This window comes from Microbacterium sp. P5_E9 (assembly GCF_054049175.1).
Window position 1 is genome coordinate 150,243 of the sequence record NZ_JBFUMV010000006.1, and the last position, 25,821, is coordinate 176,063.

26 protein-coding genes and 1 tRNA gene are annotated in these 25,821 nt (G+C 69.8%); 15 read left to right on the forward strand and 12 right to left on the reverse strand.

Features of this window, described 5'->3' with window-relative positions:
* Positions 1 to 42 precede the first annotated feature (42 nt).
* From ACXJ3V_RS10700 to ACXJ3V_RS10710, 3 genes are read left to right on the forward strand one after another with little or no spacing between them, the layout of a single operon-like run.
* Positions 43 to 1,569, forward strand: coding sequence for a trypsin-like peptidase domain-containing protein (locus ACXJ3V_RS10700; RefSeq protein ID WP_457100279.1), 1,527 nt, complete (start codon positions 43 to 45; stop codon positions 1,567 to 1,569).
* A gap of 47 nt (positions 1,570 to 1,616) precedes the next feature.
* Positions 1,617 to 2,903: a CDP-glycerol glycerophosphotransferase family protein gene (locus ACXJ3V_RS10705; RefSeq protein WP_457100280.1), complete on the forward strand. Its 1,287-nt coding sequence runs from the start codon at positions 1,617 to 1,619 to the stop codon at positions 2,901 to 2,903.
* The gene (locus ACXJ3V_RS10710) at positions 2,900 to 4,348 is read left to right on the forward strand and encodes a CDP-glycerol glycerophosphotransferase family protein (RefSeq protein ID WP_457100281.1); all 1,449 of its coding nucleotides are present in this window, start codon (positions 2,900 to 2,902) and stop codon (positions 4,346 to 4,348) included. Before ACXJ3V_RS10705 ends, ACXJ3V_RS10710 begins: the two co-directional genes overlap by 4 nt.
* 12 nt (positions 4,349 to 4,360) lie before the next feature.
* Here ACXJ3V_RS10710 and ACXJ3V_RS10715 read toward each other — a convergent pair whose 3' ends face one another.
* The gene (locus tag ACXJ3V_RS10715) at positions 4,361 to 5,386 is read right to left on the reverse strand and encodes a glycosyltransferase (protein ID WP_457100328.1); all 1,026 of its coding nucleotides are present in this window, start codon (positions 5,384 to 5,386) and stop codon (positions 4,361 to 4,363) included.
* Between the two features lie 110 nt (positions 5,387 to 5,496).
* Here ACXJ3V_RS10715 and ACXJ3V_RS10720 point away from each other — a divergent pair, with 110 nt between their 5' ends.
* Positions 5,497 to 6,771 carry a CDP-glycerol glycerophosphotransferase family protein gene (locus ACXJ3V_RS10720; RefSeq protein WP_457100282.1) on the forward strand — a complete coding sequence of 425 codons (1,275 nt, stop codon included), beginning with the start codon at positions 5,497 to 5,499 and terminating at the stop codon, positions 6,769 to 6,771.
* An 8-nt stretch (positions 6,772 to 6,779) separates the two neighbouring features.
* On the opposite strand, the gene ACXJ3V_RS10725 is transcribed toward ACXJ3V_RS10720, so the two are convergent.
* The 4 genes from ACXJ3V_RS10725 to ACXJ3V_RS10740 all read right to left on the reverse strand — a co-directional run bounded on the left by ACXJ3V_RS10725 (position 6,780) and on the right by ACXJ3V_RS10740 (position 9,983).
* Positions 6,780 to 8,150 (reverse strand): maltokinase N-terminal cap-like domain-containing protein, encoded by a 1,371-nt coding sequence (locus ACXJ3V_RS10725; protein ID WP_457100283.1) that lies wholly within the window; start codon positions 8,148 to 8,150, stop codon positions 6,780 to 6,782.
* Positions 8,151 to 8,197: 47 nt separating this feature from the next.
* The gene (locus ACXJ3V_RS10730; protein ID WP_457100284.1) at positions 8,198 to 8,398 is read right to left on the reverse strand and encodes a hypothetical protein; all 201 of its coding nucleotides are present in this window, start codon (positions 8,396 to 8,398) and stop codon (positions 8,198 to 8,200) included.
* Positions 8,399 to 8,402: 4 nt separating this feature from the next.
* A complete protein-coding gene (locus ACXJ3V_RS10735; protein WP_457100285.1) occupies positions 8,403 to 9,227 on the reverse strand; it encodes a hypothetical protein in 825 nt (274 codons plus the stop codon).
* 63 nt (positions 9,228 to 9,290) lie between these two features.
* Positions 9,291 to 9,983, reverse strand: coding sequence for a phosphocholine cytidylyltransferase family protein (locus tag ACXJ3V_RS10740; RefSeq protein WP_457100286.1), 693 nt, complete (start codon positions 9,981 to 9,983; stop codon positions 9,291 to 9,293).
* Positions 9,984 to 10,196: 213 nt separating this feature from the next.
* Between ACXJ3V_RS10740 and ACXJ3V_RS10745 the strand changes: the two genes are divergently transcribed.
* The 3 genes from ACXJ3V_RS10745 to ACXJ3V_RS10755 all read left to right on the forward strand — a co-directional run bounded on the left by ACXJ3V_RS10745 (position 10,197) and on the right by ACXJ3V_RS10755 (position 13,124).
* Positions 10,197 to 11,252 carry an ABC transporter ATP-binding protein gene (locus tag ACXJ3V_RS10745; protein ID WP_457100287.1) on the forward strand — a complete coding sequence of 352 codons (1,056 nt, stop codon included), beginning with the start codon at positions 10,197 to 10,199 and terminating at the stop codon, positions 11,250 to 11,252.
* Complete coding sequence (locus ACXJ3V_RS10750) at positions 11,228 to 12,796, forward strand: hypothetical protein (RefSeq protein WP_457100288.1); 1,569 nt, start codon at positions 11,228 to 11,230, stop codon at positions 12,794 to 12,796. The genes ACXJ3V_RS10745 and ACXJ3V_RS10750 overlap by 25 nt, the downstream gene beginning before the upstream one ends.
* A 61-nt stretch (positions 12,797 to 12,857) precedes the next feature.
* Positions 12,858 to 13,124 carry a DUF3039 domain-containing protein gene (locus ACXJ3V_RS10755; RefSeq protein ID WP_457100289.1) on the forward strand — a complete coding sequence of 89 codons (267 nt, stop codon included), beginning with the start codon at positions 12,858 to 12,860 and terminating at the stop codon, positions 13,122 to 13,124.
* 27 nt (positions 13,125 to 13,151) lie between these two features.
* On the opposite strand, the gene ACXJ3V_RS10760 is transcribed toward ACXJ3V_RS10755, so the two are convergent.
* Positions 13,152 to 14,486 (reverse strand): nicotinate phosphoribosyltransferase, encoded by a 1,335-nt coding sequence (locus ACXJ3V_RS10760; protein WP_457100290.1) that lies wholly within the window; start codon positions 14,484 to 14,486, stop codon positions 13,152 to 13,154.
* Positions 14,487 to 14,595: 109 nt separating this feature from the next.
* Here ACXJ3V_RS10760 and murI point away from each other — a divergent pair, with 109 nt between their 5' ends.
* From murI to ACXJ3V_RS10775, 3 genes are read left to right on the forward strand one after another with little or no spacing between them, the layout of a single operon-like run.
* The gene (murI, locus tag ACXJ3V_RS10765; RefSeq protein WP_457100291.1) at positions 14,596 to 15,426 is read left to right on the forward strand and encodes a glutamate racemase; all 831 of its coding nucleotides are present in this window, start codon (positions 14,596 to 14,598) and stop codon (positions 15,424 to 15,426) included.
* The gene (rph, locus tag ACXJ3V_RS10770; protein WP_457100292.1) at positions 15,423 to 16,166 is read left to right on the forward strand and encodes a ribonuclease PH; all 744 of its coding nucleotides are present in this window, start codon (positions 15,423 to 15,425) and stop codon (positions 16,164 to 16,166) included. The genes murI and rph overlap by 4 nt, the downstream gene beginning before the upstream one ends.
* Positions 16,163 to 16,783, forward strand: coding sequence for a non-canonical purine NTP pyrophosphatase (locus tag ACXJ3V_RS10775; RefSeq protein ID WP_457100293.1), 621 nt, complete (start codon positions 16,163 to 16,165; stop codon positions 16,781 to 16,783). The genes rph and ACXJ3V_RS10775 overlap by 4 nt, the downstream gene beginning before the upstream one ends.
* On the opposite strand, the gene ACXJ3V_RS10780 is transcribed toward ACXJ3V_RS10775, so the two are convergent.
* On the reverse strand, positions 16,758 to 17,411 hold the full coding sequence (locus tag ACXJ3V_RS10780; RefSeq protein ID WP_457100294.1) for a TetR/AcrR family transcriptional regulator: 654 nt from the start codon (positions 17,409 to 17,411) through the stop codon (positions 16,758 to 16,760). The two genes, ACXJ3V_RS10775 and ACXJ3V_RS10780, sit on opposite strands and share 26 nt — an antisense overlap.
* Positions 17,412 to 17,497: 86 nt before the next feature.
* On the opposite strand from ACXJ3V_RS10780, the gene ACXJ3V_RS10785 reads away from it, so the two are divergent.
* The 3 genes from ACXJ3V_RS10785 (at position 17,498) to ACXJ3V_RS10795 (ending at position 19,755) form a co-directional block, all read left to right on the forward strand.
* On the forward strand, positions 17,498 to 18,055 hold the full coding sequence (locus tag ACXJ3V_RS10785) for a hypothetical protein (RefSeq protein ID WP_457100295.1): 558 nt from the start codon (positions 17,498 to 17,500) through the stop codon (positions 18,053 to 18,055).
* A 4-nt stretch (positions 18,056 to 18,059) separates the two neighbouring features.
* Complete coding sequence (locus tag ACXJ3V_RS10790; protein ID WP_457100296.1) at positions 18,060 to 18,767, forward strand: DUF4386 domain-containing protein; 708 nt, start codon at positions 18,060 to 18,062, stop codon at positions 18,765 to 18,767.
* 70 nt (positions 18,768 to 18,837) lie between these two features.
* Complete coding sequence (locus tag ACXJ3V_RS10795) at positions 18,838 to 19,755, forward strand: cation diffusion facilitator family transporter (RefSeq protein ID WP_457100297.1); 918 nt, start codon at positions 18,838 to 18,840, stop codon at positions 19,753 to 19,755.
* 8 nt (positions 19,756 to 19,763) lie between these two features.
* On the opposite strand, the gene ACXJ3V_RS10800 is transcribed toward ACXJ3V_RS10795, so the two are convergent.
* Positions 19,764 to 22,187, reverse strand: coding sequence for an ATP-dependent DNA ligase (locus ACXJ3V_RS10800; protein ID WP_457100298.1), 2,424 nt, complete (start codon positions 22,185 to 22,187; stop codon positions 19,764 to 19,766).
* A gap of 67 nt (positions 22,188 to 22,254) precedes the next feature.
* Between ACXJ3V_RS10800 and ACXJ3V_RS10805 the strand changes: the two genes are divergently transcribed.
* Together ACXJ3V_RS10805 and ku are read left to right on the forward strand one after the other, a co-directional pair.
* The gene (locus tag ACXJ3V_RS10805; RefSeq protein ID WP_457100299.1) at positions 22,255 to 23,016 is read left to right on the forward strand and encodes a Gmad2 immunoglobulin-like domain-containing protein; all 762 of its coding nucleotides are present in this window, start codon (positions 22,255 to 22,257) and stop codon (positions 23,014 to 23,016) included.
* Between the two features lie 33 nt (positions 23,017 to 23,049).
* Positions 23,050 to 23,910, forward strand: coding sequence for a non-homologous end joining protein Ku (gene ku / locus ACXJ3V_RS10810; protein ID WP_457100300.1), 861 nt, complete (start codon positions 23,050 to 23,052; stop codon positions 23,908 to 23,910).
* Here the strand turns inward: ku and ACXJ3V_RS10815 are convergent.
* The 4 genes from ACXJ3V_RS10815 to ACXJ3V_RS10830 all read right to left on the reverse strand — a co-directional run bounded on the left by ACXJ3V_RS10815 (position 23,900) and on the right by ACXJ3V_RS10830 (position 25,761).
* The gene (locus ACXJ3V_RS10815; RefSeq protein ID WP_457100301.1) at positions 23,900 to 24,688 is read right to left on the reverse strand and encodes a DedA family protein; all 789 of its coding nucleotides are present in this window, start codon (positions 24,686 to 24,688) and stop codon (positions 23,900 to 23,902) included. The genes ku and ACXJ3V_RS10815 overlap by 11 nt on opposite strands.
* A gap of 72 nt (positions 24,689 to 24,760) precedes the next feature.
* Positions 24,761 to 24,842 (reverse strand) — tRNA-Leu (locus ACXJ3V_RS10820).
* A 57-nt stretch (positions 24,843 to 24,899) separates the two neighbouring features.
* Positions 24,900 to 25,124, reverse strand: a complete 225-nt coding sequence (locus tag ACXJ3V_RS10825; RefSeq protein WP_457100302.1) for a PLDc N-terminal domain-containing protein — start codon at positions 25,122 to 25,124, stop codon at positions 24,900 to 24,902.
* Positions 25,125 to 25,167: 43 nt separating this feature from the next.
* Entirely contained in the window at positions 25,168 to 25,761 is a 594-nt protein-coding gene (locus ACXJ3V_RS10830) for a response regulator transcription factor (protein ID WP_457100303.1), read from the reverse strand.
* Positions 25,762 to 25,821 lie beyond the last annotated feature (60 nt).

The following is a 25,821-nucleotide window of genomic DNA, read 5'->3' on the forward strand; positions in this document are numbered from 1 at the left end:
CCGGGCGCACAGTGAGAACAGCTTGGACGAAGGAGCACCCACATGAGTGACACCACGGGCGACCGCCCCGCAGACCACACACCCGCAAACGCACCGGCAGGGCCGCCTGTGCCCCCTGCGCCGCAGCCCCCGCAGGCACCCCAGCCGCAGTGGGGCAGCGCGCCTCAGGTGCCGGTCCACTACCCGGGGTACCCGCAGCTGCAGCAGCAGCCGCCGTACGGCGCGCCCCGCCCGCAGGGTTACGGCGCGCAGCCGCAGCCGGGGCAGCCCTACGCCTCCTCGTTCGGTCCCGCCGCCCAGGCGAACCAGACGCAGCCGACTCAGCCGATCACGGGAGCATCGGCGGCGCCCGCGGCGACGAAGCAGAAGTCGGGCGGCGGCGGGCGCATCGTCGGACTCATCGTCGCTGCCGCGATCGTGGGCGGCGCTGCCGGCCTCGGCGGTGCGTATGCCGGCGTCAACCTGTTCAGCCCGCTCGACCAGAACCCGGCCGTGGGACCTGCCACCGTCACGGTGAACGACACCACGTCCGTCAACCAGACCACCGCGATCGCGACGAAGGTGCTCCCGAGCGTCGTGACGATCGAGGCGAGCAGCGGCTCCGGCGGCGGCACGGGCTCGGGCGTGATCCTCAGCGAAGACGGCTACATCGCCACCAACACCCACGTCGTCACCCTGGACGGCGCCACCGCCGACGCGTCCATCCGGGTCACGACCTCGGATGGACGGGTCTACGACGCGAAGGTGGTCGGCACCGACCCGACCTACGACCTCGCCGTGATCAAGCTCACCGACGCGTCAGGGCTCACCCCGATCGACTTCGCCGACTCGTCGAAGCTCAACGTCGGTGACGGCGCTGTGGCTGTCGGCGCCCCGCTCGGCCTGTCGAACTCGGTCACCACCGGGATCGTCAGCGCGCTCAACCGGTCGATCGAGATCGCCTCCTCCGCGGCTCCCGATTCCGGCGACACCGAGGACAACGGCAACGGCCAGGACCAGCAGAACGGCCAGGAAGGCCCGTTCTACTTCGACTTCGGTCAGGGCGACGCCCCGCAGCAGGCGACCGAGACGATCAAGATCGCGGTCATCCAGACCGACGCCGCGATCAACCCTGGTAACTCGGGCGGCGCGCTCGTCGACTCCGAGGGCAAGCTGATCGGCATCAACGTCGCCATCGCGACGGCGGGTGGGGCCGGTGCGTCCGGCTCGATCGGCGTCGGCTTCTCCATCCCGTCCGACATCGCCAAGCGGGTGACGAGCGAGATCATCGCGAACGGCGAGGCGACGCACGGACTGCTCGGCGCGAGCGTGGTGGATGCCGCGTCGGTCGATGGTGCAACGACCACGGGCGCCTACATCAAGGAAGTGACCCCGGGTGGCGGCGCCGATGCCGGCGGTCTGCAGGCCGGCGACGTCGTGACGGAGTTCAACGGCGTGCCGGTGGCCAACGCCACCGACCTCACCGCGCAGGTCCGCGCGGCGGCCGGCGGCAGCGACGCGACCGTCACGTATGTCCGCGACGGCAAGACGCACACGGCCGATGTGACCCTGGGAACACTGGGCGAGTAGCCCTCCGCACTCAGGCCCAGGACGCCACCCCGCGATAGGCTCGTGGGGTGGCGTCCTTCTCCTTCGGCGCGGGCAATGCGGCGAAGCTGGCCCGCCTTCCCCTGTATGCCGCCGGGCGCATCGCCACCCTCCTCGTGCCTCGCACGAGCGACGAGTGGGTGTTCGGCTGCGCGGTGGGAATCGCCGACGGGGCGCTCGCGCTCTGGGACGTCGCCGCAGCCGACGGGCGCCCTGCCGTGTGGCTGGTCGGCTCCGCACAGGAGGCTACGGATGCCGCAGCCCGCGGCATCCCGAGCATCCCCAAGCACTCCCTGCGTGGCTTCTGGCGCACCGCGCGGGCGCGCGTCGTCGTGGTCACGCACGGGTTCGGCGACGTCAACCGCTACGCGGTATCCGGCGCCCTCGTGGTGCAGCTCTGGCACGGGATCCCACTCAAGCGGATCGGGCTCGATTCGCCCGAGACCACACGGCTCCCCGGGCTCGCCGCCCATGTGCCGGGAGCGCGACTGCTGCAAGCGCTCCTGGCGACGCTCTACCGTGGAGCCGCCCGGCGGATCGCGGTGCTGCCCGCCGCATCGCACCTGGTGCGCGGACGGCTCGAATCGGCATTCGGTCTTCGCGACGCCCAGGTGCCCGTGACCGGTGAGCCGCGCGTCGACGTGCTGTCCCGTGGCACCGCAGCGCAGCGACGCGCGGCCGCGCGCGAGCTGATCGAGGCGGCCGCCGGCCCGATCGACGACGGAACGCGCGCGATCCTCTACGCCCCGACCTGGCGCGACGGCGCTGCCGATCCCGCCGTGCCCACGACCGAAGAGTGGCGCGCGCTCATCGAGGTGCTCACGCGGCAGGATGCCGTCCTGCTGGTGCGTTCGCACCCACTGGGTGTGGGGGAGTACGTGCCGCCGACGCCGACCGAACGGGTCCGCAGCCTCGGCAGCGACCTCGTCGCCGATGTGACGCCCCTGCTGCCAGGCCTGGATGCCCTGGTCACCGACTACTCATCGCTCGCCTTCGACGCCTCGCTCGTCCCGCTGCCCGTACTGTTCCTCGCACCGGATGTGGGGCTCTACGCCCACCGCCGGGGCTTCTACGGCACCTACGCCGACGTGGCCGGCGGTGACTGGTCGACCGGCTGGCGGCAGTGCACCGATCACCTCGACGCGCTCCTGGGCGACGATGCGGCGCGAGACGCGCTCCTGGACCGCTCGCGCGAGCTCGACGCGCGGGTGCACGCCTTCCGCGACGGCGGGAACACGCTCAGGGTGTACCGTGCCATCCTGGCCGGTCTGGGTGATCCCGCCGCCTCCGACGACCCCCTGGGGAGACACCGATGACCGACGCCCGGTTCACCACCGACGGCGGACCTACGCTCGTGCTGACCGGAGATGGACCCGCACCGACGGGCGTCTCGCTCGACGGGCCCCGTGCGCGGGTCGCCGGAACGGTCGAAGCCGCAGACGCCGGGTGGACCGCCCTGCTCCCGCTGCGGGCCTCTCGCTGGGGCGGACCGGAGCTCCCCCTGCCCGTCGGGGACTACGCACTGGTGATCGAGAGCGCTGCGGGCGAGGACGCGGCGATGCCGGCATCCGTCCCGCTCGTCCAACTCGGCACACTGCGTGCCGAGCTGGACAGCACGACCGTGCGCATCGGAGCGCCGATAGATCCGGCGTACGACTCGGGGGAGGGCCAGGACGCTCTGGAGCGCCGATACGCCACGCGGCCTGGAGGACTGGAGAATGCCGCGTTCTTCGAGAGCTTCTACGGCCGCAATGCGAGCTGCAACCCGCTCGCGATCGACCGGGAGCTCGCGCGACGCGCGCCACAGGTCACGCGCTACTGGAGTGTCGTCGATCTGTCGGTGCAGGTCCCGGAGGGCGCGGTCGCGGTCGTCGAGGGCACTCCGGAGTGGTGGCGGGCCCGAGGATCTGCGCGCCTGCTCGTCGTCAACGACTGGCTGCGGCGGCGGTTCGCACGGCGTCCGGGGCAGATCGTGCTGCAGACCTGGCATGGCACCCCGCTCAAGCGCCTCGCCCTGCATCGGCCCGGCTTCGATCCGCGCCGAATGGCCGCCGTCGCCCGTGAGTCCCGGCGCTGGAACGTGCTGCTCGCCCAGAACCCCTACGCCGCGCGCATCCTCGGCAAGGCCTACGCGTTCCTCATGCGACCCGTGTGGGTCGAGGGGTATCCGCGCAACGACATCCTGACCACCGGCGATGGAGCTTCGATCCGCGCGGCGCTCGGCATCGGGCCCGAGGAGCGGGCCCTGCTCTACGCGCCCACGTGGCGCGATGATCGGCAGGAGATGGTCGACTTCGTCGATCCGGCGGCCCTCGCCGCGGAAGCGGATGCGGTGATCCTCGTGCGCGGGCACTCCCGCACCCTGCAGCCCGGCCGGGATGTCGCGGGGCCGCGTGTGATCGACGTCACCGGCTATCCCGACACGTCCCAGCTGCTTCTCGCCGCCGACGGGCTCATCACCGACTATTCGTCGGTCATGTTCGATTTCAGCGTGACCGGCAAGCCGATGTACTTCCTCGTGCCGGACATCGAGCACTACCGCGGCGAGCTGCGCGGCTTCTACTTCGATCTCGCGGCACACGCGCCAGGGCCGGTCGTGCGCACGCAGGACGAGCTCGTCGACGCGCTGCGCACCGCCGATCCCGCGGACCACGCGGAGAAGTACGCGCAGTGGCGGCAGAAGTTCAACGCACGCGACGACGGCCATGCCGCCGAGCGGGTCGTCGCGCGGATCCTCGACCAGGGCCACGTCACACGCTGACGAGCCTCGCCGTCAAGGCAGCGGTGTGTTGCGATCGCCGAGCCGCGAGGTGTCGACGGTGTCGTGTGCGCCGCGGAGGACGCCCGCGATGAAGCCGGCGCCCCACGAGAGGTGCATGGTGGGAAGCACGGCGGCGGTCCACAGCTTGTCGCGCCATCCTTCCCCGCCGCCCGAGCCGATCGACCACGCCGCGATGAGCAGGGCGTAGGCGATGACCGGCAGATAGACGACGGATGCCAGCACCGCCCACCATCCGGTCAGCAGCCCGGTCAGCTGCAGAATTCCGACCAGCACGCTCAGGCCCAACGCGACCACGAGGGCGGGCGGAGCGAAGAAGCGCAATGAGTTGCCTCGACCGAAGCGGCGGACGAGCTCGCCCCGCCAGCGTCCGGTCGCGCGGAACTGGCGCGCCAGGCGCCGCCAGCTCTCTCTCGGCCAGTAGGTCACCGACAGCGACGGATCGAACCAGACCCGGTAGCCGGCCCGCCGGATGCGGAGGTTCAGCTCCCAATCCTCCCCGCGGCGGATCGACTCGTCGAACAGGCCCACCTCCTCGAGGACCGCTCGACGGGTCACGCCTAGGTAGGCAGACTCCGCCTCGCCCTCCTTGGTGCCGCCGTGATAGGCCCCGCCGCCGAGTCCGACCGGTGAGTTGTACGCCCGTGCGACGGCGCGCTGGAACGGGGTGCGGCCGTCGGCGCGCATGACGCCTCCGACGTTCGCGGCCCGCACCCGGTTCAGGGTCTCGAGGGCCCGGCTGGTGTAGCCGGTCGGCAGTTCGGAGTGCGCGTCCACCCGGACCACCGTCGGGTAGCGGCCCGCACGGATGGCGAGGTTGAGGCCGATCGGAATGTCCGCGGCCGGGTTCTCGACCAGCACGATGCGAGGGTCGGCGGCGGCGAGCTCCGCGGCGAGCTCGTTGGTGCCATCGCTCGATGGCGCGAGCGCCAGGATCAGCTCCATCGGGCCGACGACGTCCTGTGCGAGCACCGTGGCGACGGCGCGCTCGAGGTAGGTGCGCTCATTGAGTACCGGCATCACGAACGTGACGCCCGAGCCGGGGGGTACGACCGGCGCCTCACTGCGCACCGGATGGTCGGGATTCACCCGTCGATCATGACACGAGAGGTCCTCGGTAGGCTGACACGGTGGGACTGGTCTCGGACGGGCGCAAGGCGCTGGCATTGGTGCGCAGGGCTCTGACGAACCGCACCGCGGTCGGCGACGTGCGGCGCACGCTCCAGCTGCGGTCGCCGCATCCGGAGAATCACTATCGCGTCGCCGTGTACTTCGCCGACGGCGCGGTGAACATGTACCAGATCCGGCAGTGGTACAAGCCGCTGGCCGAGCTGGCCAAGCAGTGGCCCGTTGTGGTGCTCAGCCGGTCGCCCACCGGAGCTCAGGCGCTGCTGGCCGAGGATGGTCCGCCCGTGGCCTTCGTGCCCACCGTCCGCGACCTCGAGCATTTCATCGCGACGCAGGACATCCGGGTCGTGCTGTACGTCAACCAGAACACCCGCAACTTCCAGATGTTCCGCTACGGCCGGCGCTGGCATGTCTTCATCAACCACGGCGAGTCCGACAAGATGTACATGACCACCAGCCAGTACAAGGCGTACGACTACGCCTTCATCGCCGGCGAAGCGGCTCGCGAGCGACTGTCCCGGGTGCTCTGGGATTACGACCTCGATGCCCGCACGATCCAGATCGGCCGGCCGCAGGCGGATCACTACTCCGGCGCGCTGCCCTACACGCCCGACGACCGCACCGTCATCCTCTACGCGCCGACCTGGGAGGGCGATCGCCCATCTGCCCACTACGGCTCGATCGCGAGCCACGGCGAGGCGATCGTGCAGGCGCTGCTGCAGACCGGACGCCACCGGGTGATCTACCGCCCGCATCCCCGGTCCGGTGTGGTCAACGGCGAGTACGGCGCAGCGAACCGGCGCATCATCGCCGCCATCGCCGCCGCGAATCGGGCCGATCGGCACGCTCAGCACGTCTTCGATGACGGCCCGCAGCTCGGGTGGCAGCTGGCTGCCGCCGACGTCGCCATCGTCGACATCTCCGCCATGGTCTACGACCGGCTGGCGGCCGACAAGCCGCTGCTGATCACCCGGCCCGCCGATCCCGCAGCGATCGTGGACACCCATGGATACCTATCAGCGTGCGAGTGGCTGGATGCCGCGGATGCCCCGCAGATCGTCGCCGAGACCGAGCGAGTGCGGGCCGATCCTGAGGCTGCGCAGCGCCTCGAGCGGTGGGTGAGCCATTACTTCGGGGATACGACTCCCGGCGCCGCGACGCGCAGATTCCACGACGCGATCGCGCGCCTGATGGCCGATTGGGATGACTGGCATGCGCGCTCGACCGAGGACGACGAACCTGACGACCTCGACGAGGAAGCAGACCTCGACGACTGACCCGATCCTCACGCCACCGGCGCGGGGCGCTCGACGAGCCGGGCGATCGCGCGCAGCGGGATGGTGACCCACGTGGGTCGGTTGCGTGACTCGTAGATCGCCTCGTAGACCGCCTTGTCGAGCTCGAGGGCGGTGAGCAGGGTGTCGTAGGCGTCGAGGTCGATTCCGGATGCCGCGGCATAGCCATCGACGAAACCCTGACGAGCGTCCTGCACCCATTCGCGGACCGTCACTGCGGCGCGGTCCGGGTGGTCGAGCCGGATCGACCCCGCGACGTAGTCGAACGAGCGGAGCATCCCGGCGACGTCACGCAGCGCGAGGTCGGGGCGGGTGCGTTCGCCCATCGGCCGGAGCGGCTCGCCCTCGAAGTCGACCAGCACCCAGCCGCGAGCCGGGTCATGCAGCACCTGCCCCAGGTGGTAGTCGCCATGGATCCGCTGGAAGGGCGGCCAGTCGACCTCGACCGCGCGCGCGTACGCGGCCTCGACCTCATCGCGGCGGTCGGCGAGCGCGGGAACCTCGGCCATGGCGATCGACAGTCTGCGGTGCCAGCTGGCCGTCGTGGATTCACGATGACCGGCACGCGCGATGTGGGTCGGGAAGAGGTTCGCGAGGGACACATGGACATTCGCCGTCGCCGCGCCCAGGGCCCGCGCACGTGCGCTGAAGTCTTCGCCGGTCGCGGCTGCCCGCAGGGCGACCCGCCACGCATCTTCGACGTCTGGCAGGAACTCCTGCGCGAAGGCGAGCGATCCGATGACCGTGCCGCCGGCGGTGGCCTGATCCGGCCACGAACCTTGCACCGACCCGATGGCGGCGGGCACATGCGGCGATCCGGCCTTCGCGAGAGCGGTGGTCAGCTCGACATCCGGGTTCAGCCCTGAGTGCAGCTGTCGGAAGACCTTGCAGATCACGGGGGCGCCGCCGGCCTCGGACCGATAGATGAGCGAAGTGTTGGACTGCTCTCCGACCAGGACGCTCGCACTGCGCGGCTCGTCGGCGTCGATGATCTGGGAGGGGCGACCGACGGCGATGGTCCGCGGCCCGTGGCCGGAGCCGCCCTCGGCGATCAGGCGCAGCAGAGCGTGGGCGTACGCCGGGTCACTGGGGCCGTCGAGGAAGGTCGTGCCCGGATCGGGGCTGCCGATGATGTCGGCCGGTGCCGCGTCGACCGCTTCGGTCTCCCGTGCGACCACGGGGATCTGGTACAGCACGGCGGGCAGCGCGCCCTCGTCCGCCACCAGGTAGGTGCGGATCAGGCAGTCAGCGGCGGGCAGGTCCCACCACGCGACGAGTCGCAGGCTGGGGAGTCGGCCTTTCGCGGCGTACCAGCGCTGCCGCGGCATCCACGCGGCAATGCAGGCCAGGGTGCTGTCCATACTGGTGAGGGTATGCGCATGGTCCAGGGCTATGCCACCATCCGCTCTCAGTCCTCGTTCGATGGCTCGGTCACCACGGGCGGCGGGAGCGGGATGCTGATCGACCCGATGCCGCCGACGTCCAATGCCGTCGCACTCGGGGGCGCGGCATCCGGCAGCCGCTCAGCGAAGCTCTCGGCGCGATGCGGCTCCGAGGGAAGCCCGGCCCACTCGTCGTTCTCTTCTGGACGCTGCGTGAAAAGACCCATGTCTCTACTTTCCCTTCCCGGTCCGCGTCAGGCGGCGCCAGGCGGCGCGCTCGATCGGGGTCGCACCCGGCCTGGGTTCGAGCTCGAGCGGCAGCACCACGGGCGCCAGACCGAAGGCACGGCGGGAGTTCACCAGAACCCGCCGCCCGAGGATGTTGTTGCCGGCGCCACCGACCACCGCGCCGATGCCGAAGGGGAGCGCCTTTCCGATCCAGGATGCGCCGCCGCGCACGGCGAAGTGCCGCATGAACGAGTTCTTCAGCTGCTCAACGAGTGGACCGACCGCGGCGCGCGGGATCGTCTTGGTCACGAGCTCACCCCAATAGCGATCACGGCTCGTCCCCTTTCCCGCCGCCTGCCCTGCGAGCTGAGCGACGAGGTCGATGCCCTCTTTGCCGAGCATGAGGGTGAGCACCAGTGCGCGGGCGCGATCGGGGTTGTCGACCGGGATGCCGTGGACTTCGGCGACCGATTGCGCGAAGAGTGCGGTCGCCTCGAGGAAGGCGAGGGTCTCGATTCCGCTCAAGGTCAGGGTGATGCCCGTGCCGATACCTGGCACGACTGCGGTCGCGCCGACGGCCGCGCCGCCTGTGGTCACCGCCGCGAGATAGCGTCGCTCGAGGATGCGCACGAGATCGGCTGACGAGGCATCCGGATGCCGCAGCCGGATGCCGCGCAGGTGCGCGAGCACCGCGGGGCGCTGGATGGCGAGCACCCGATCGAGCGCACGGACAGCTGTCGGATGCTCGTGGGAGCCGACCGGCGGCAGACCTCCCGACCAGGGGGCGTCGCCCGGCAGGGAGTGGATGCGGTGAACCTTCTCGTCCATCTCGCCGATCCTAGGAGCGAGTGCTGGGCACGCGCTGGGGGTTGACGCCGCGCGAGGCGATGCCTAGACGAAGAGGTTCGCGCGCTCGAGATCTTCGGCGAAGTCGACCTCGACCGCGTACAGGTCGGAGATGTCCAGGGGCATGAGACGCACGCCGTCTTCGGCGATGGCGAGCTCGAGGCCACGCTCGAAGTAGTCCTGGTCGTCCACGCGGGTGAGCTGACGGACGAAGGCCTTCTTGTCGGCGCTAGAGATGAAGTTGATGCCGACCGCCTCGCCGATGCCGTCTACGACGGTCTTGGAGAGTTCCTTGATGAAACCCTCGCGACTGGTCGTGTACTTGACCTCTTCGTCGCTGACCTTCGAGGTGTTGACGGAGACGAACGACTGATCGCGCTCGATCAGGTCGATCGCACGGCCGAGAACGCGCGGGTCGAAGACCACGTCGCCGTTCATCCAGAGCACGCTGTTCCTGCCGGTCTTCATGAGGGCGCGAAGCAGGCTCTTGGAGGTGTTGGTCTGGTCGTACTGGTCGTTGTAGACGTAGTCGACGTCGGGGAACGCCTCGACGATCGTCTCCGCGCGGTAGCCGACGACTGTGGTGATGCGCGCGCCGCTGCCGAACGCCGCACGGATGTTGTCGTGCTGCTGCTGCATGATGCTGCGGCCGTCGCTGAGCTCGGTCAGCGGCTTGGGCAGCGCGCGGCCCAGGCGGGAGCCCATGCCAGCGGCGAGGATTACGGTCTGAAGTGTCAAAGTCTGCTCCTGGGGTGCGTTTTTACGGTCGATTCACCGACTCGTCACCCCGTTGTGCTCGGTCCATGGTAGCGACAGCCCCTGAGAACGTGCATAATGCCGGACCCGTCCTGACTTTTCGTGACGAATCCGTGATAACCGCGTTCTCGGGCCTCCACCGTCGCGGGGCGTTTTGCAGGTGGTGACTTTTGCGCATCTTGGTACGTTTAGGTGATGCCAGCCTTCCTGTCGGTGCCACAGGACGCCTATCCGGAACCCCCGGACGGCGCCTCCGACGAGGGCGAAGAGGCCAGGATCGTGCCGCTGCGTCCCACCCCCGACCCCGGGCCGCCACCGCCGCTGCCCGTTGATCTGGCGGCGACGGAGATCGTGATTCCCCCGAAGCCTCCGCTGCCCGTGCCGGAGCCCGTCGCAGCCGAGGTTGTGGAGCCCGTCGCAGCCGAGCACATCGAGCACCCCGACCCGTTCGCGGCTTCGGTCGTGCTGGACGAGTCGGTTCCCGATGTCCAGCAGGCCGCTCTCGTGCTGCGCGGCGTCACGAAGACCTTCGGCGACACGCGCGCGGTCGACGGCGTCGATCTCACGGTTCCCGCCGGCACCTTCTATGGCCTGGTAGGCCCCAATGGCGCGGGGAAGACGACCACGCTCTCGCTGATCGCCGGACTGCTGCGCCCCGACCACGGCACGATCGCGGTGAACGGCGTGGACGCGGCATCCCACCCGCTCCAGACCAAGCGCCTCATGGGCGTGCTCCCGGATCGCCTGCGCACCTTCGACCGGCTGACCGGGCGCCAGCTGCTCTATTACTACGGGGTGCTCCGCGGACTGCCGTCTGCGGTGGTCGAGAGCCGCATCGGCGATCTCGCCCGCGCCTTCGACCTCACCGATGCGCTGGGCCGGGCGGTCTCGGACTATTCGGCCGGCATGGTGAAGAAAGTCATGCTCGCCGGCGCGCTGATCCATTCGCCGAGACTCCTCGTGCTGGACGAACCGTTCGAGTCGGTCGATCCCGTCTCGAGCGCGATCATCCTCGACATCCTCTCGGCGTATGTCTCGCACGGCGGGACGGTCATCCTGTCCAGCCACGGCATGGAGCTCGTCGAGCGGATGTGCACGCGGGTCGCGGTGATCGTCGCCGGGCAGGTCCTCGCCGAGGGGACCGTCGACGAGGTGCGCGGCGAGCTCACTCTCGAGCAGCGCTTCATCGAGCTGGCCGGCGGCCTCAGCGACGTGGAGGGTCTCGAGTGGCTGCACACGTTCTCCGACTGAGGCTCGCGCTGCTCGTCGGCGCCCTTCGCGGAGATGGCCGCCATATCGCGCGGGTGACGGCGGGTCTCGTCCTGCTCATCGTCGCGACCGCCGCGGGATGCTGGGCGCTGCTGACCCTCGATGACGTCGAGACCGAGGTGATGGTCGCGGTCACCGTGCTCGGCGGCTCGGCGATCTGCCTCGGATTCGCCCTTGCGCCGCTGATCGGCGGCGCGACGGATCCGCTCGACCCGCGCCGATTCGCCGTCCTCGGACCTCGGCCCACCAGCCTGGCGGCGGTGCTGGCTCTGGTCGGCACGGTGAGTGTCCCGATCGCGGCCGTGACGGCGCTCACGGTGTGCGCGGCCATCGTGTGGGTCCGGCAAGGTGTGGCGCCGCTCGCTGCGGTGACCGGGGGTGTGCTGGTGGTCGCCACCTGCGTGCTGCTGGCGCGGGTGTGCATGGCGCTGACTGCACTGTTCCTCCACGAGCGCCGCTCACGTGAGCTCTCCGGGCTCTTCGCGTTGGCCATCCTCGTGGTCATGGTTCCGGTGGGAGTCTTCCTCGCGTCGCTGGACTGGCACGGGGTCGTTCCCACGCAGCTCACCCAGGCGATGAAGGCACTGGCGATCACCCCGTTCGGAGCGGCCACCGCCTTCCCCGGACTCCTGGCACTGGGCTGGCCGAGGGCGACCGCAAGCCTCCTGGTGGCGCTTGCCACAGTCGCGGGCCTGGCCTTGATCTGGGTGTGGCTGGTCCGTCGCGCGCTGACGACGACCGAGCGTCCGGTCTCCGGGCGCGAACACGGCGGCCTGGGCTGGTTCGCGGTCGCACCGGGCACTCCGTCGGGCGCGGTAGCCGCACGGAGCCTGATGTACTGGCTGCGCGACTGGCGGTACCTCGCCAACCTCGTGATCATCCCGATCGCGGCGGGTCTCACCACCGTCCCGCTGCTCATCGCCGGCGTTCCGCCCACCGTCGTCGCCCTCATCCCGGTGCCGCTCATCGCGCTCTTCCTCGGCTGGCTTCCGCACAACGACATCGCCTACGACTCCACCGCGGTGTGGATGCACATCGCGAGCGGTGTCCGCGGCGTCTCCGACCGGGTGGGCCGCCTCGTCCCGATCCTGCTGGTGGGCATCCCTGCGCTCGCTCTCGCGATTCCGATCGCGGTCTCGCTGCACGGCCGGTGGGCGATCCTGCCTGCCATGGTCGGTGTCTGCGCCTGCCTGTTCCTGAGCGGCCTCGGGCTGTCCTCGGTCTCGTCGGTGGTCGCGCCGTATCCGGCGACCCGTCCGGGCGAGAGCCCCTTCCGGCAGCCGCAGCGCACGGGATCAGGCAGCGCGATCGCACAGGCTGTCGTGATGCTCGGCGCGGTCGCACTGAGTGCCGCCCCCCTCTGGTGGGCGTGGATCGCGCTCACCTCCGACATCGAAGCGGCGAGTATGGCGCTGTGGGGCGGGGTCGCGATCGGCGGCACCACGCTCATCATCGGCATCGCGATCGGATCCTTCGTGTTCGAGCGCCGCGGCGGACGTCTCATGGAGTTCGCCGAGTCGATCTGACGGATGCCGCGGCACATGCGGACCGCCCGCTGGAGGTTGGCCCGGGCTAAACTGGCTGACCATGAGCACCCCTCTCGACAGCCCCGATCAGGGCGGCATCGCCACCCTGGACCGAGAGCTCGAAGAGCTCATCCGCGAGGAGAGCCTCGAGCCCGGCGATCATGAGCGCTTCTCGCATTACGTGAAGAAGGACAAGATCCTCGAGTCGGCCATCACCGGCAAGCCGGTGAAGGCGCTGTGCGGCAAGAAGTGGACTCCCGGTCGTGACCCGGAGAAGTTTCCGGTGTGCCCGACCTGCAAGGAGATCTACGAGTCGATGATGGGCTGACCCCTCGACAGGCTCAGGGACCGGTTCCTACTCCGCATCCACGTAGACCGTGGGAATGGCCGGATCCGACCGGCTGAGCGCGAGGGCCCGGACGGGAAGCTCCTCGATCACGCGCGCATGGTGGTCGCGCGCAGCGCGGACTCCGTCGCGACCGAGGTACGCGGCATCCGGATCCCCTGACGTCACGAGCAGCACCTGCAGTGCTCGCGCGTCCGGGTGCGTCGCGGCCGTCTCGAGCTCTTCGAACCCGTCGGACACGGCGATCAGTTCACTCGTCGCCGTGCCGCGTTCGAGGGTGCGGAACGCGGCCTTGCGGCCGCCCTTGGATGACTTGTCGGTCGAGGTCTTCTCGACGCCGACCCAGCCCCCGTCTGCCCCCTGGCGCGCGACGAGCTTGTAGACCATACCGGCCGTCGGGGTGCCCGATCCGGTGACGAGCGAGGTGCCCACTCCGTAGGCGTCGACGGGGGATGCCGCGAGCGAGGCGATCGCGAACTCATCGAGGTCGCTCGTCACGGTGATCTTCGTGCCGGTGGCGCCCAGGTCGTCGAGTTGCGCGCGCACCTGCGCGGCGACGCGGGGGAGGTCGCCGGAGTCGATGCGCACGCCGCCGAGGCCGGTGCCGGCGACACGGACGGCCGTCTCGACTCCTCGGGCGATGTCGTAGGTGTCGACGAGGAGGGTGGTCCCCGTGCCGAGGGCGTCGATCTGGGCGCGGAAGGCGGCTTCCTCCGAGTCGTGCAGGAGCGTCCAGGAGTGCGCGGCGGTGCCCATCGTCGGGATGCCCCAGGTCCGGCCGGCCTCGAGGTTGCTCGTCGCCCCGAAGCCGCCGATGTAGGCGGCGCGGGCGGCCGCGACCGCCGAACGCTCGCCGGCGCGGCGCGAACCCATCTCGGCGAGTGGCCGGTCGCCGGCTGCGATCGCCATCCGGGCTGCGGCGGTCGCGATCGCGGAGTCGTGGTTGAGCACGCTCAGCGCGAGGGTCTCCAGGATCACCGCCTCGGCGAAGGTCCCCTCGATGGTGAGAACGGGGGAGCCGGGGAAGTACAGCTCGCCCTCGCGGTAGCCGGTGATCGCTCCGGCGAACCGATAGCCCTCGAGGAATGCCAGGGTCGTGGCATCCACCACCCGCTCGTCGCGGAGGAAGCGCAGCTCCTCGTCGCCGAAGCGGAAGTCGCGGATGAGCTCGAGCAGCCGCCCAGTCCCGGCCACGACGCCGAACCGCCGCCCACCGGACAACCGCCGGCCGAACAGCTCGAAGACGCACCGGCGATGGGCGGTCCMATCGCGCAGCGCGGCCTCGAGCATCGTGAGCTCGTAGCGGTCGGTGAGCAGGGCGGTGCTGGCGGCCGGTCCGGTCATGCGGTCAGCCTAGCGAGGGGGCGCGGCGCAGCCGCCGACGAGCGAAGCGAGTCCTCGCGGGGATCTCCCCGCGATCAAGACAAGAAGCCCTGGCGTAGGCTGGTCGATCGTGGATGACGCGCCCATCGGGATCTTCGACTCCGGCGTCGGCGGGCTCACCGTCGCCCGGGCGATCTCAGCCCAGCTGCCCCGCGAATCGCTGCGCTACATCGGCGACACCGCGCACTCGCCGTACGGGCCGAAGCCCATCGCCGACGTCCGCCGCTACTCCCTCGAGGTGCTCGACACCCTGGTCGACGAGGGCGTCAAGATGCTCGTGATCGCCTGCAACACCGCGTCCGCGGCGATGCTGCGCGACGCGCGGGAGCGCTACTCGGTGCCGGTGGTCGAGGTGATCGGACCCGCGGTCCGCACCGCGATGTCGACGAGCCGCAACGGCCGCATCGGCGTGATCGGCACGGCAGGCACGATCGGGTCCGGGGCCTACCAGGACATGCTCGAGGTCAACGAGCGTCTGACCGTGTTCGCGCAGGCATGCCCGCGGTTCGTGGAATTCGTCGAGGCCGGGGTCACCGACTCGTCCGAGGTGCTCGCGGTCGCCGAGGAGTATCTCGCCCCGCTGCGGCACGCCGACGTCGACACCCTCGTGCTCGGCTGCACCCACTATCCGTTCCTCGAGGGCGCCATCAGCTATGTGATGGGCCCCGATGTGTCGCTCGTCTCCAGTGACACCGAGACGGCGAAAGACGTCTACCGGCAGCTGGTCTCCCGCGATCTGCTCGCGAGTTCGGATGCCGAGCCCCGCCACGTCTACGAAGCCACCGGAGACTCCGCCGACGAGTTCCTGCGCCTCGCGCACCGTCTGATGGGCCGCGAGGTCACGGACGTCCGGCTCGTGCACACCGGCGCCATCGACCTTCCCTTGAGAGGAACCCAATGACCGATATCACCCGTGCCGACGGCCGCACGCTCGATCAGCTCCGCCCCATCACGATCGAACGCGGCTGGAGCAGCCAGGCCGAAGGCTCGGCGCTGATCTCGTTCGGCGGCACGAAGGTGCTGTGCACCGCGTCGTTCACCAACGGCGTGCCGCGCTGGCTCACCGGCAAGGGCAAGGGCTGGGTCACAGCCGAGTACGCGATGCTCCCGCGCGCGACCAACAGCCGCAACGACCGCGAGAGCGTGAAGGGCCGCATCGGCGGACGCACGCACGAGATCTCGCGGCTCATCGGCCGCGCGCTGCGTGCGGTGGTCGACACCAAGGCGCTCGGCGAGAACACGATCGTCATCGACTGCGATGTGCTCCAGGCCGACGGCGGCACGCGCACCGCAGCCATCACCGGGGCCTACGTGGCCCTCGCGGACGCGATCGAGTGGGGCCGCGAGAAGAAGTTCATCGCCCAGCGGTCGACACCCCTCATCGACTCGGTGGCGGCGGTCTCGGTCGGGATCATCGACGGCGAGCCGATGCTGGATCTCGCGTACGTCGAGGACGTCCGGGCGGAGACCGACATGAACATCGTCGTCACCGGCCGCGGGCTGTTCGTCGAGGTGCAGGGCACCGCCGAGGGTGCGCCGTTCGACAAGCGCGAGCTCGACGCCCTCCTCGATCTGGGCGTGGCCGGCTGCGCGTCGCTGCGCGACCTGCAGGTCGCGTCTCTCGCCGAACCGCGGTCGTGACCCACCGGATCGTCCTCGCGACGCACAATCCGCACAAGGTCGAGGAGTTCCAGGCGATCGTCGCGGCCACCCGGCCGGACATCCAGGTGATCTCGTACGACGGTCCTGAGCCGGTTGAGGACGGCGTCACCTTCGCCGAAAACGCCCTCATCAAGGCGCGCGCTGCCGCCGCCCACACGGGGCTGCCTGCCCTCGCCGACGATTCGGGCCTCTGCGTCGATGTGCTCGGCGGGGCACCAGGGGTGTTCTCCGCCTACTGGGCAGGACACGCGAAGGATGCCGCGGCCAACCTGAACCTGCTCCTGGACCAGCTGTCCGACATCCGCGATCCGCATCGCACCGGGCAGTTCGTCTCCACGATCGCGCTCGTGGTGCCGGGCCCTTCGACAGGCTCAGGGACCAGCTCCGAGCACGTCGTGGCGGGGATCTGGCCTGGCCGCCTCGCCGCCGCCGCCTCGGGCGCGGGCGGGTTCGGGTACGACCCGATCTTCATCCCGGACGGGCAGCCCGCGGATGCCGAGCGGACGGTCGGGGAGTGGTCTGCGGCGCAGAAGAACGTCGACTCGCATCGCGCGCGCGCGTTCGCGGAGCTCAGTCCGCTGCTGGCCGCGCTGTAGCCGCGAGACCGTCGAGGAGTTCGCGGACGACGATCGCGTAGTGCTCGTCGCTGCCGAATCGCGCCATGGCCCCGCCGGCGCCGAGGGTGTGCGGAAAGTCGGGGGAGGGTCCCGACGAGATCCGCTGCAGGCTCGGCACCGCCTCCGCCGCGCCGCGTGCGATCGAGAACGACACCCACCCGTAGTTGAGCGCGATGATTCCGCTGAAGGTCGCGACCGCGCGGTCTCCATCGACCCCGAGCCGATGCAGGTGGCTCAGCGCCTGCTCGCCGATCGGCAGGGCGTTCGGCCCGGGCAGCGGGTGCGCGATGAGCCCGGGGACGGCCCACGGATGCGCCAGCAGCAGGTCCCGGTGGGCGGTCGCGAAGGCGCGGAGGTCGTCGAGCGCGTCGGGTGTCACGGGCACCGCGGGCATCCGGCCGAGCACGCGATCGAGCAGTGCTTCCACCAGCTCCTCCTTGCCGGTGACGTGCCGGTACAGCCCCATCGGCGAAGAGCCGAGGTGGTCGGCGACGGCGCGGATCGTGAGCGCGTCCATGCCCGCTGACGCGACCGCTTCGGCCGCATCGAGGATCACCGGGACCGTCAGGGAGTTGCGGGGACGGCGGGGGTGCGGTTTCTCGGACATAAGGACCCTTCGCGACGGATTGCGTACAGTGTACGCACGGGTATAACGTACAGCGTACGCAATCTGTTCGTCCACTGGAGTCCCTCATGTCCGTTCTGCGCTGGCTGCCCACATTCCTCGCCTTTCCGCTCGGCGGGCTCATCGCACTCCTGCTGCTCGGATCGCCGCACTCGCCGTGGACCGCACTCGCCGGCGGCGTCATCGTCGGCGCGTCGATCGGCGGGGCGCAGTGGCTCGCTCTGGGCCGAGTGGCCGGCCCCCGCTGGCTCATCGTCACGACGGCAGCCGTCGCGGTCGGCGGGCTGCTGGCGTGGCTGCTCGTCGGTCCGCCGACGACGATGGCGGCCGGAGCAGTCACCGGACTGATCGTGGGCGCCGTCGTCGGCGCTGCCCAGGCTCTGGTTCTTCCGGCATCCCGACGCGCCCGCGTCATGTGGACCGCGACCGTGGCTCTGTCCTGGATTCTGGGCTGGGTTCTCACCGCGTTCGTGATCCTGGATCTCGACCGCGGCCCGTTCATCTTCGGAGCGAGCGGCGCAGCCATCGTGACGGTGATCACGGGCGTGGCGCTGCGGATGATCCTCGGTCGGCGCGTTCGTCCTCGGTCGGCCCAGGCCGCATCGGTCGCGCCGACGGGGGCGTGACCACATGCTGATCCTCACCGGCATCGTGCTGATCGTTCTTCCACTCGCGTTCAATGTCGCCTTCGCGGCCCTCGCAGCGCGCTTCGAATATCCCGACATCCTGCGGCGACCCACCGGCGAGGTCCTCGAGCGGTTCCGGGCGGGCGGGTCGTCGCTCGTCCTGCTCTGGTGGGTGTTCGCGATGACCGCCGTGCTGCTCGCGCCGACCGCGGTGCTGCTGTCTGCGGGGCTCGACGGTGCCGATCCCGCGCTTCTGGCGACGGCGACGGTGGTCGGCGTGCTGGCCGCCGTGACGCAGTTCCTCGGGCTCATGCGCTGGCCGTTCCTGGTGCCGTTCCTCGCGCGTGCTGACGCGGATCCGGATGCCACGCCCGCTCGCCGTGAGGCCGTCGACATCGTCTTCCAGGCTTTCCATCGTTATCTCGGTGTCGCCGTAGGGGAGCACCTCGGCTACCTCTTCAGCGGTGCGTGGACGATCCTGACCGGAATCGCCGTCATCACTTCGGGTGTCGTCAGCGGCTGGCTCGGGCTCGCCGGCGTCGTCGTCGGAGCGCTGCTGGTCGTGTGCTCGTTCGAGTTCGTCGGCGCCTTCGAAGACCGGGGCTGGCGCCTCGCCGGCGCCATCACGCCGTTCGTCTACATCGCCTGGTCGCTGTGGCTCATCGCCACCGGCATCGGGCTGCTGATCACGGCCGGCACCGCCACCGCCTAACGAGAATCGGTCTCATTCCCAACTGCGCGCGGGCCGATCCACGGCGCTGCGGGAGGCATAGCCTGGCGTCATGCACGACCACGCGTCCAGTGCGGGCGGGATCCGCTCCGCGAGCAATCGACGGCTGCTCGCCGGTTCGCTCGCGATCACGAGCACCGTCATGGTCGTGCAGGTGCTCGGCGCCATCTGGTCGGGATCGCTGGCGCTGCTCGCAGACGCGGTCCATATGCTGACGGATGCTGCGGCCCTCGTCATCGCGCTCATCGCAGCGGTCGTGGCGGCACGACCCGCCGACGACCGGCGCACTTTCGGCTTTCAGCGCGCCGAGGTGTTCGGCGCCCTGCTGAACGGCGCCATCCTGCTCGTGCTGTCAGTGTGGATCGCGATCGAGGCCGTGCGCCGGCTGCTCGAACCCGACCCCGCTGAGATCGCGGGCGGTGTCATGCTCATCGTCGCCGTCGTCGGCCTGCTCGCGAACGGCGGCGCGATGTGGCTGATGAGCGCAGCGCAGCGCACGAGCATCAATGTGCGTGGCGCGTATCTCGAGGTGATGGGCGATCTGCTCGGATCGGCCGTCGTCGTCATCGCGGCGATCGTGGTCCTCACGACGGGCTGGTCCAAGGCGGACGCGGCCGCTTCGCTTCTGATCGCTGTGCTCATCGTGCCGCGCGCGATCGGCCTGCTGCGCGAAGTCGTCTCGGTGCTGAGCGAGGCGACGCCGAAGGGCATGCATGTGCAGGAGATCCGCGAGCACATCCTGTCGGCGCCGGGGGTGGTCGATGTGCATGACGTGCATGTGTGGCAGCTGACCCGCGGTGCGCCGGTCTTCAGCGCACACGTCGTCGTCGACGAAGCGGCGATCGAGCAGGGTCGCACGGGCGAGATCCTCGCCGAACTGCAGGGGTGCCTCGCCCATCACTTCGACGTCGAGCATTCGACCTTCCAGCTCGAGCCGGCGGGCCACATCGAGCACGACGCGCACGCCTGAAGCCGCCGTCAGCTCTCGCGGACGACCTCGTCGGGGTGCTTGTCCGGTCGCAGCCCGCGCCAGCGCGAGTGGCGCAGGATGCCGTCGGGCGTGAATTCCGCGAACTCGACCTCGCCGACCAGCTCCGGCCGCACCCACAGGGCATCCGAGGCATCCGCCGCCGGAATCCCAACGAAGGGGTTCTGGTCGCTGCGAAGGGGTGTCAGCAGCTCGTCGAGCTTCGCGAGAGTCGAGTCGCTGAACCCCGACCCGACCCGTCCCGCGTACTGCAGCCCCGCCGGCCCGGGGATCCCCAGCAGCAGCGAGCCGATCGAACCGGTCCGCCCGCCACGCCCAGGGCGGATTGCGCCGATCACGACCTCCTGCGTGCGGGTCAGCTTCACTTTCAGCCACGACTCCGAGCGGATGCCGCGGCGATACGACGAACCGGGGTCCTTCACCACGATTCCTTCCAGGCCGAAGTCACGAGCGCCGGCGAGCGCGGCATCCACGTCGTCGAAGACGGGCGGGAGCACGATCGGGGCGATGGCATCCGCGGTCAGGCCTTCCAGGATGCTGCGACGCTCGGCCAGGGGGAGTGCGGTCACATCCGCTCCCGCGTGCGCCAGCACGTCGAAGAGGAAGTAGTGCACCGGCGTCCGCGGCGTTTCGCGCTCGATCTCGCGGGGCTTGGAGAGGTTCATCCGTTTCTGCAGGCGGGGGAAGCTCGGACGCCCCTGTGCGTCCAAGGCGACGATCTCGCCGTCGATGACAGCGGGTTCCGGTCCGAGCCCCGCGTCCACCCGGGTGAGCTCAGGATATTTCGCCGTGATGTCGTTGCCGCTCCGGGCGCGCAGGTGCAAGCGCCGTCCGTCCCACACGCCGACCGCCCGGATGCCGTCCCACTTGACTTCGACCCACGGATCCCAACGTCGAGCGGCATTGCGCGCGAGGCCCGGAGTGGCGGCCGTGGCGATCATGGGCTTCAGCTCCGCCTCGCGCGGCGCCCTTGCCTCATCCGCCTGCTCTGAGGCCTCGACCGGCTCTGCGTCCGTCTGCGGCCGGCCCGCGGCATCCGTCTTCATCCGATGCAGCAGCCACGTCGACTTCTCGCCCTCGCCGTCGGTGCGGATCAGGGCGAGCCGCACGCGTCCGAGCGGACCGCCCGGACGCCCCTCGGCGGTGAAGATCACCTCGTCGTCGCGCCACTTCTCGAGTTCGTAGCGGCCGTCGTCCCAGACCGTCATGCTTCCGGCGCCGTATTCACCGCGCGGGATCGTGCCCTCGAAGGTGGCGTACTCGATCGGATGGTCCTCGGTCTGGATGGCGAGGCTGTTCCGCTTGGTCGTGTGCGGGATGCCGCGGGGCACCGCCCAGCTCGCGAGCACGCCGTCTCGCTCGAGGCGGAGATCCCAGTGCAATGCGGTCGCGTGATGCTCCTGGATGACGAACCGCGGCAGCTCGCCCGCTTCGGTCGGAACCCCGTGCGCGCTCGACGGCACCGGCTCCGGGGTCTTGGCCGCGCTGCGCTTCGCGATGTAGGCAGCCAGGGGGCCATCCGGCGCGTCTCGCCCGCCGGTATGGAACCCGAGGGCCGCAAGCGGGTCGCCGATGGAGTCGACGCGCGCGAGCACCTCGTCGAAGAGCAGGTGCGCGAGGTTCGGGTCGTCGAGCTCGTCCCAGGTGCGAGGGGCTGCGACCGTCGGCCGCGACCGACCGCGCAGCGAGTACGGCGCGATCGTCGTCTTGGCGCCGTTGTTCTGGCTCCAGTCGATGAAGACCCGTCCCGGGCGCATCACCTTCGCCATCTGCGAGACGACGAGTTCGGGATGATCGGCTTCGATCGCGCGGGCCAGCTCCCGCGCGACCAGCGTCACCTGCTCGCTGGTCTGGGTGCCAGGGAGGGCGGCGTACAGGTGGATGCCCTTGCTGCCGCTGGTGACCGGGAAGAGTTCGAGACCCATGCCGTGCAGGATGTCGCGGGCCCAGCGCGCCACTTCCGCGCACTCGGCGAGCCCGACGCCGGGCCCGGGGTCGAGGTCGAGCACGATCCGGTCCGGGTTGCCGCGGCCGCCGTCCGCGTCGAAGCGCCATTGCGGGACGTGCAGCTCGAGGCTCGCGACCTGCGCGAGGTACACGAGCGTCGCGACATCGCCGATCAGGGGATAGTCCTTGGCGCCGGTGGAGTGCGGGATCGGCATCCGGTGCACCCAATCGGGCGCGCCCCGCTCGAGGTCCTTCGCGAAGAACGAGGACTCGGCGACCCCCTCTGGCCAGCGCAGGCGTGTGACCGGGCGTCCGACAACGTGGGGGATGAGCGCCGGCGCGATGCGCGAGTAGTAGTCGATCACCTCGCCCTTGGTGGTGCCGGTCTCGGGGTAGAGCACCTTCTCGAGGTTCGTCAGCCGCAGGCGACGCCCGCCGACGCGCACCACCTGCTCTTCCCCTGGCATGGGACCATCCTGCCCCGCGGACTGAGCATCAGGAGTAAAATCCCCCTCAGGGAAGAGGCGACGCAGCATGTTCGGCCGACGGATGGTTGCGCTCACGGCCCTGGCGGCCGCGCTGACGCTCAGTTCGTGCGCCCCCGAGACGGGGATGGAGCCATCCCCGAGCACCCAGACCCCGTCTGCCACGCCGTCCGGCGAGCAGTCGGAGACGTCTATGGCGGCGATCACGATCGAGCATCCCGCCGAGGGCGAGACGGTCTCCGTGCCGTTCACCGCGAACGGCACGTCGAACACCTTCGAGGCGACTCTGACCATCGACGTGGTGGATGCCGAGGGTCTCGCGCTGTGTGTCCGACACCTCACTGCGACGTCCGGAAGCCCCGACCGCGGTACGTGGCAGGGGGTGCTCGCGTTCCCCCCTGAGGAGGATCCGCTCCAGGCCACCATGCGCGCGTACACGTTCAGCGCGAAGGACGGATCAATGGTGGATCTCGTCGAGTTCCCGATCACCATCGCGTCGGATCGACCGAACATCATCGTGACGAGCCCGCGATGCGGCGACGTCTACGACGCCGGGGGACTGATCCTGCTCACCGGGACCGCGGCCCTCTTCGAAGCCGCGTTCACCGTCGAACTGCGCAATGCGAGCACAACGATCATGACGATCCCCGTCACGGCGGACGAGTGCTGTGTCGAGTCGCCGTTCTCCTCGAGTCTCACGCTCCCTGGCGACCTCTCGCCGGGCTTCTACGACATCGTGGCGTACAGCCTGAGCGCGAAAGACGGCACGGCGGAGAATGAGTTCATTGTGCAGATCGAGGTTCGCGGCTAGCCGTGGCGCCTGGGACAGGTGTGTACTGGTGAGATGAGAGCGATCTGGAAGGGCGCGCTGACGTTCGGGCTCGTCAACGTGCCGGTCAAGGTGTATTCGGCGACCGAGGATCACGACGTGCCGTTGCATCAGGTGCACAACACCGACGGCGGACGCATCCGCTACCAGCGCAAGTGCGAGGTCTGCGGCGAGGTGGTGGCCTACCAGGACATCGACAAGGCCTACGACGACGGGGAGCGCACCGTTGTGCTCACCCCCGAGGACATCGCCTCCCTGCCGGCCGAGCGCACCCGTGAGATCGACGTGGTGGAGTTCGTCCCGACCGATCAGGTCGATCTGCTGACGCTCGACAAGGCGTACTACCTCGAACCCGACTCCGCGTCGCCGAAGGCGTACGTCCTGCTGCGGCGGACCCTGGAGCAGACCGACCGCACGGCGATCGTGCGGTTCACGCTGCGCCAGCGCACGCGCCTGGCCGCACTGCGAGTGCGGGGCGATGTGCTGGTGCTGCAGACGCTGCTGTGGGCGGATGAGGTCCGGGATGCCGCGTTCCCGGCGCTGGATGAGCCGGTGCGCATCTCGGCGAAGGAGTTGGAGCTCTCGGCATCCCTCGTCGACAGCTTCGCCACCGACTTCGACCCCAGTGCCTTCGCCGACGAGTACCAGGACGAGCTGCGCACGCTCATCGACGCAAAGCTCGAGCAGGGCGACGCGCTCGACACCTCGGTCACGTTCGGCGAACCGGAGGAGGCTGCCGCCGGCGGCGAGGTGATCGACCTCATGGAGGCGCTTCGTGCGAGCGTCGAGCGGTCGCGCGCGGCGCGAGCCGATGCCGCAGACAAGCCCGCCGAGAAGAAGCCCGCGAAGAAGCCCAAGAAGCGGGCTACGGCGTAGGCGGAGCCTCGTCGGTCTTGTGACCGTGCTCGGGACCGCGCTTGAACACCTCGGGATCGAGCACCAGCTGACGCGCTTCGGTCTCGTCGGTCACGACATCCGCGCCCGAAGCGGCTTCCTTGCGCGCCTTCGCACGCTCCCGGAAGTAGTGCCACAGGGTCACCAGCAGCGTGCCGAAGACGGCTGCGAGCAGGATCAGGTCGATGTACTGCGCGACGAGGTCGCCGACTACGGGGATGAAGCCCAGCAGGTAGCCGAACATCGTCAGCCCGAAGCCCCAGAGCATCGCCCCCACGAAGTTGTAGAGCGTGTAGCGTCCGCGGGGCATCTTGCCGACGCCCGCTGCGACCGGCGTGAAGGTGCGGACGATGGGGACGAAGCGCGCCACGATCACGGTCAGGCCGCCGTAGCGGGTGAAGAACGCGTTCGTCCGCTCGACGTTCTTGACGCTGAACAGGCCGGATTCCTTGCGTTCGAAGACCGCCGGACCGCCCTTGTAGCCGATCAGGTAGCCGACCTCGCCGCCGAGGAAGGCGGCGAATGCAATCGACAGGGCGACGATCCACACGCTCACACCGAACACCCCGTTGGGGAACTGCTCGGTCGGGTGCGAGAGCAGCCCGGAGATGACGAGGAGCGTGTCACCCGGGAGCAGAAAGCCGATCAGAAGCCCGGTCTCGGCGAAGACGATGAAGCAGACGACGAGGAGGGCCCAGGGGCCGGCCCAGCCGATGATGGCGGCCGGATCGAGCCAGGGGATGAGGGCGAGTGACTGCAAGAGGGGGGTCCCGTCGGTCTAGGCGGTCGGCGGTCTGTTCGGTCGGGGTGGACGCGGAGCGTCGGCGTGCCGTGCGGAAGGTGGGACTTGAACCCACACGCCCTGGGGCACAGGAACCTAAATCCTGCGTGTCTGCCAATTCCACCACTCCCGCGAGTGCGTTCAGTCTACTGAGCGACCTGAGCAGCGGCTGGGGGCTGGCCCCCGTTCTTCAGCGCTTGATGCCGAAGAGGAAGTACGAGGCGGGGCCGATCCAGTTGATCAGGAGTGCCGGCGCCCACGCCGGCTTGGGTCCGCGCACTTCTTCGGCGGGGCGGTGGGCGAGGTCCCATGCTGCCAGGAAGGCGAACGTGACCTGCAGGATGCCCAGGAGGACGAGGCCGACGTGGCCGGCCGGCCCGATCTGGTTACCGGGGCTGTGCTCGTTGTGGTGCATCTGCTGATCCTCTCGTGTGGGGGCGCGCGTCCATCGTCGCACCTCACACGCCCGCTCGCACCGCCAGCGCCACCGCCTGGACGCGGGAGTGCAGGCCCAGCTTCGACAGGAGGTTCTGCATATGGGCACCGACCGTCTTGACACTGATACCCAGAGCCGTCGCGACCTGCTTCTGCGACATGCCCGAGGCGATGAGCGCGAGCACCTCGCGCTCCCGCTGGGTCAGCGTGGCGAGCCGGCCGAGATCGAGCGTCGCCTCGGCCGTGGTGACCGTCGCCCGGGCGGGGCTCGCCGCGCGACGACTGCGGTCGATCAGTCGGCGGACCCGCGCGAGGAACTCGTCGGTGTCCATCGCTTCGGCCGCGTAATCGTCCGCACCGATCAGCAGCCCCGCCACGACGTCGGAGGGCGCCGTTCGGTCGGCCGAGACGAGGATCACCGGGACGTCGGGGCCGAACCGATCTCGCAGCTCGCGCAGCATGCTGCATCCGCCGTCCTCGACCTCGAGGATCGCGACTATCGGTGCAGCCGCGCGAAGGGACGCCTGGGCATCGCCCGGATGCGCGAACGAGTCGGCGTCGACCCCCAGTCGTGCGAGCAGCCGCACATAGTCGGCTCGCACGTGGTCTCCGGTCACCACGAGTCCATATGCCCCATCGCCGTCGATGTGCACGTTCCCCTTCGAGACACCGCCTGC